Here is a 5,486-nt window from a genome sequence, read left to right on the forward strand (position 1 = left end):
TTTTTAATTAAGGACTACGATGAACGATGACATGATTACTAAGAGTCAGTTAGCTGCTTACAAACCCACGACGGCTTATGTTGGGACTTCTTGGGCAGTAATGCTAGTTGGTGTGCTGGCGTATATATTTGGATTATGGAACGCACAGGGCATGTTATTAAACGAAAAAGGTTACTATATTGCAGTACTTGCTCTTGGCCTTTATTCAGCCATTAGTTTACAAAAAACGCTTCGTGATCGTAGTGAAGGCATTCCAACGACAAACATGTACTATTTAATCAGTTGGGCGGCTTTAGGGTTGTCTATTGCTCTGATTGTGATGGGGCTGATGAATGCTGGAAGCTTGAGTTTTAGCGAAAAAGGCTTTTATATGATGGCTTTTGCTATGAGTTTATTTGCTGCCGTGACTGTCCAAAAGAACACTCGTGATATTACCCAAATGCGAACATTAGCCGCGCCTCAAGCCACTATAAAAAATGACAATAGTGCTAAGATTTCCCATCAAAACTCACCTGAGTCTGATTCTGGAAAATCGCTTTTTGGTTCGGTTAAATCTAGAATAGAAGGTAATGATTAGCATTTTTGACTACAAGAAGCACTTAAGTAAGCGGTGCTTGTAAACGCCTACGGTTTGGCGATAGACGCGCGAGCATCGCTGCTGATAACGGTGAAAATGTACCAATCATCATATCCGCTAAAGCCTCAGCACACAGCGGTGCAATGGCATAGCCTTTAGCACCCATTGCATTCACAACCCAAATCCGTCTACTATCATTTAACTGTCCAACGATGGGGTGGTAGTCAGGTGTTTGGGTACGAACCCCTGCACGTCCTTGCCATCCGCTCATATCTGTTGGAATAATAGCCTCCATTTCAGGAATCGCTGTGATCAGTTTATCGCGGCTAATCTGATGCTCATCCATGCGTATCTTTGTGTCTATGTCATTGCGTATAAAGCTCGCTCCCAGTAAAAACTGAGGTTGGCCTGTCTCTACATTATTCAAACCATCGTCACCCACTTGTGCGGTGAAAGGCGTGCAGTAACCACTGTACTTGAGCGGGGTTTTGGGTAGCTTAGCGTACTGTTCAGGAGTTGGTGTAAACCAAGATAGCTGCCCACGAATTTTACGACAATCAAAAATTCGCTTATCCAGCTGATGACTCTCAAAAGCCGCACACACGATCACATTATCAGCAGCGATGGATATCGATTCTTTATGTTGGTTATGTCCTTTAATACCAACCTCATCGTCTGCCTCACTCATTTCATGAACTGTCACCTGTTGAAAGCTAATGAGCGGATGCGTCAGAATGATATCTTTTAATGCTTGTGGATTGACCAATCCTGACTGCGGTAGATAGAGGTTTTCTGATAGATCCTGTTCTATTAATCCAGCCGTTTTCTTTGCTTGTTCATTGCTTAGCGTGGTTGCCATAGGGTTAGGGTAATCAGCGATTTGCGCTGTACCGATATTGGCTTTGATAAGTAAGTCTAGTGCTCCCGTTGGCTCAAGTATGGGCGCGGTTTTCTCTTTGATTGCTTGCTTATTTAGTAGTTGATATAGTTGAGTACTATAGAGATAACCTATGGTATGTAAATGCTCATCGACATGATGAATCGGTGTCATCTTCGGTGCTAGGAGCGCGCGAGGATTGCCTGATGCTCCAGCTAGCGGTGCTGACTTGTCTAATAAAGTCACTTGGATGCCACGATTAGCTAGTGACCACGCTGTCAATAGTCCTGAAACACCAGCGCCAATCACCGCGCTATGAGAAGGTATGTGACAAGTACCATCAGGATGGTTGGTATAGTTACTATGAGGCTCATCTGATTCTATAGCGTCCGTCATGACGGCTGTTAGCATTTGCTTCTTTCGCCCAAACCCTTTTACTTTATTAATCTCAAAGCCATGCTCTTTTAGACCACGTTTTACAATACCGGCACAGCTATAAGTGGCGGCGGTCGTGGTGGGATGAGATAAGCGCTGCACTTGTGCAAAGATGTCTTTTGCCCATAGTGTCTCATTACAAGAAGGTGCGAAGCCGTCTAAAAACCAAGCGTCAACATAAGGTGCAGGAGCGTTCGCCAGTTGCGTTGCTAACTTATTAGCTAACTTACCCAAGCTCTCAGCTGCATCACCAAACCACATATCAACGGTCAAGTTGTCATCATAAAAATTTAAACGATGACAGCCTGCGATAAGGGGTGGATAGGTAGCCAAAAGCTGTGAAATTGGTGCTGCCAACTCAGGCGCGCGCTGTTGCCATAAGGCTAGTATTTGGGTCAGATCTGTCAGTGGTATGGGGAACTTTTCGGTCGTAATAAAATGTAGGCGAGCCGTTGCTAAATGTGGATGCGCCTGACGTAACTGCCGCCATAGTTCCCAAGTTGCCAATAGATTAAGCCCAGTACCAAAACCCAATTCTGCAATCGTAAAGCATTGCTTTGGATTCAGCATTGCCAAACGTTCAGGTAATTTGTTGTGTGTTAAAAACACATGACGGGTCTCTGCCAGCCCATCTGCATGCGAAAAATACACATCTCCAAACTCGCCAGATACGGGTACTGGTTTACCAGTGTCATCTAGCTGCCAATCAATCTTGGCTGGAGTGATGATGTTTAATGAGTTAGCATTTTGAGCTGATGTAGGAGCGTTGCAGGTTTCTTTTGATGCAGATATGGAGTTAGGCATAGACAATCACATAAGATAAAGCAATAAAGAGAGAGGGCGTTACCAGCGATCACGGCGGGTAAATACCAACCATGAGATAAAAATACCGACTAATAAACTGATTAAGACCGTAAATGCACCATACAAAAATAGCTGCCCTTTACTCTCATAAACCAAGACATTTACCTGAGTTTGCAAATCATTTACTTGACGCTGTAGCTGAGCATTACGGCTTAGTAGCTCTTGGTTGGCATCGGATAGCGCCTGTTTAGATGGCTGTAGTTGCGCCGCTAAAGTACCATTTATATTCAATGCTGAAGGATTGTTTTGTTGCGCGTCAATGGTATCTTGACCTATAGCCAATGCTAATGGATCGTTGTCGTCAGTGTTATTTATAGTGGGTATGGCTTGAGCCGATACCGTAGCAAACAACATCAAGACAGCAAGACTGACTTTGTATTGGCGAGTATTTGAACAAGAGACACGCTGATTCACGATGCTGCTACTTTAACATTTGACTGTTCAGTAGGGGTTGGCAGTGCTTGAATAAATGGTTTGATATCTACATGGCTGTAGACACCATCACGTAAGTAAGGTTCATCATTTGCCCACGCCTGTGCCGCCTCAATAGAATCAAAATCAGCGATAATTAAACTGCCTGACATGGCACTTTGTCCGTGCTCGATAGGGTTTGGTCCTGCGATAACGAGTCGCTGCTCGTTGTTCAATACTTTAAGGCGTTCAATATGTTCGGTACGAGTGATTTGACGCTGTGCGCTGCTGTCTGCAACGTCGTGACCAATAATGGCAAATAAGGACATGGGTTTTCCTCAATAAAGTGATGATTAATTTAAGATGTGTTTAATTAGTAAGAATTAGTTCATAGCAACTAATACAGTCGTTGCGGATATCTAAAAACAGCAGACATTATAAAATAATAGCCTAAGTATTACTTAGTAGTTTTGTTGGTCAGTTCTGGATTTAAATAGTTTTTTAATACTGCAAACTGGGCCACAATGAATACCAACATAATCGGAATCCAGCCATAAGATTTAAAGTTAATCCATGCTTCATCTGACATCGTAAAGGCTGTGATATAATGTAAAAAACCCATAAAAGCAAAGAACAATGCCCAAGCAATGGTTAGTTTTTTCCAACCGCTCATTGTGAGTAAAAAAACATCTTTCATAGCGAGTTGCATTAAAGGCTTGTTGATGATGACACTTCCTAATAGCGTGAAAGCAAAGATACCATTGATAATAGGCGACTTCCAACGCAGGTAGATATCATCACGCAAAAGTAAGGTGATGCCACAAAACCCAATGGTTAAAAGTAAGACGATCCATTGCTGCTTATCAAACTTGCCTTTTTGGCGAATGAAATGGATGGCATAAACAATAATAGTGGCGATGAGTAACGCGCCAGCCGCTGCTAAAATGCCGTTATATCGAGCAGCAATAAAAAAAGCAACTAAAGGAATTAGATCTAATAAGGCTTTCATAGCAAAGGGTATGTCCAACAAAAACGTATGGGGTAGTTTACACGTCTACTGCGTCAAAAAAAAGCAGTCAAAATGTTAATCATCTTACATCATCGGTCGGCACGGCAATATCTGATGATGGCGACTTATGAACATCACTAATATCAAATATAACGATTAAGCGATGTTAATATACACCTAGATAAAATATAATAACCGTATATGACTCAGCCTCTTCTCAACCATTACTATTTTTAAAAATGCTAAGGCTTACCTTATGAAATTCGATTTACATTGTCACAGTACGTGCTCTGATGGTACTTATGCACCAACAGAAGTGGTACAGCGTGCCCATGCGGCTGGCGTCAATGTATTGGCACTGACCGATCATGATACGTTAGCAGGAATCGATGAGGCGAGAGTGGCTGCTACTGCCTGTGATATGCAGCTCATCAATGGAGTAGAAATAAGCTGTGAGCATACTCTGAGTGGTGGTTACGGTAAAAACAAATCAACCAATAAAATCATCCATGTGCTTGGACTGGACTTTACTGATCGAGAGAAAATGCATGCAACGTTGCAGCAACTGCAAGACAGCCGTGCTACTCGTGGTCAGAAAATCACCGAAAAGCTCAGCGCGTTGTTAGATATCAATTATGATGAGCTATGGCAAGATGTGCTTAAAAAAGCAGGCGGTAACCCACAAGCAGTTGGACGTGCGCATATTGGTCAAGTATTGTTTGAGCGTGGTGAAGTTAAAACCGTACAAAAGGCCTTTGATAAATATCTGGCAGACAACAAGCCTGCTTATGTCGCTATCAATGCGCTGAGTATGGCTGAGGGTATCGAGTTGATCCATGCGTGTGGCGGGCAGGCAGTACTTGCGCATCCTACACGCTATCAGCTGTCGGCTACTCGTGTGCGTAAACTTATTGAAGAGTTTGCTCAGCTAGGTGGTGATGGCTGTGAGTTACCAGCGACTAGTGAGCCAATTAGTACTCGTAGAATGGTGGATCGCAGTATCGCTGAGCACAATCTTGTTACTTCAATAGGTAGCGATTTTCATGGTAGTAATATGCCGTGGCGACGATTGGGTGATGTTCCAGTCCTAAATCCAGAGCAGCAAGGGGTTTGGCAATCTTTTACAAAGTTTTCTTAAGGCGAAACTGTCTTAAAGCGAAATTACCTTAAAGAAAAACCGTCTTAAAGTGAAATTGTCTTAGGGCGTATTGAACACGTCCTAGGACTACTCAAAAAATACTTACTAAATCCACTGAAAAACCTCTAATTATCGTTTAATCTTTGGTACTACTTATTTTTAGTATTACTTTTTT

The 5,486-nt window shown here is 42.6% G+C and carries 6 protein-coding genes; 2 read left to right on the top strand and 4 right to left on the bottom strand.

The annotated features are described in order from the left end of the window. Nucleotides 1-19: 19 nt before the first annotated feature. The gene (yiaA, locus tag ACT3RN_RS14280) at nt 20-577 is read left to right on the top strand and encodes an inner membrane protein YiaA (RefSeq protein ID WP_192520576.1); all 558 of its coding nucleotides are present in this window, start codon (nt 20-22) and stop codon (nt 575-577) included. Nucleotides 578-599: 22 nt separating this feature from the next. On the opposite strand, the gene mnmC is transcribed toward yiaA, so the two are convergent. The 4 genes from mnmC to ispZ form a co-directional block, all read right to left on the bottom strand. Beyond that, on the bottom strand, nt 600-2,693 hold the full coding sequence (gene mnmC / locus ACT3RN_RS14285; RefSeq protein ID WP_192520577.1) for an FAD-dependent 5-carboxymethylaminomethyl-2-thiouridine(34) oxidoreductase MnmC: 2,094 nt from the start codon (nt 2,691-2,693) through the stop codon (nt 600-602). A 39-nt stretch (nt 2,694-2,732) separates the two neighbouring features. Beyond that, nucleotides 2,733-3,167: a hypothetical protein gene (locus tag ACT3RN_RS14290; protein WP_192520578.1), complete on the bottom strand. Its 435-nt coding sequence runs from the start codon at nt 3,165-3,167 to the stop codon at nt 2,733-2,735. Next, nucleotides 3,164-3,493 (bottom strand): YciI family protein, encoded by a 330-nt coding sequence (locus ACT3RN_RS14295; RefSeq protein ID WP_192520579.1) that lies wholly within the window; start codon nt 3,491-3,493, stop codon nt 3,164-3,166. The genes ACT3RN_RS14290 and ACT3RN_RS14295 overlap by 4 nt, the downstream gene beginning before the upstream one ends. Before the next feature lie 128 nt (nt 3,494-3,621). Next, on the bottom strand, nt 3,622-4,173 hold the full coding sequence (ispZ, locus tag ACT3RN_RS14300; RefSeq protein WP_192520580.1) for a septation protein IspZ: 552 nt from the start codon (nt 4,171-4,173) through the stop codon (nt 3,622-3,624). 256 nt (nt 4,174-4,429) lie between these two features. Here ispZ and ACT3RN_RS14305 point away from each other — a divergent pair, with 256 nt between their 5' ends. Then, the gene (locus tag ACT3RN_RS14305; protein ID WP_192520581.1) at nt 4,430-5,311 is read left to right on the top strand and encodes a PHP domain-containing protein; all 882 of its coding nucleotides are present in this window, start codon (nt 4,430-4,432) and stop codon (nt 5,309-5,311) included. Nucleotides 5,312-5,486 lie beyond the last annotated feature (175 nt).

This window comes from Psychrobacter sp. AOP5-GZ1-6 (assembly GCF_052376345.1).
Lineage (GTDB): Bacteria > Pseudomonadota > Gammaproteobacteria > Pseudomonadales > Moraxellaceae > Psychrobacter.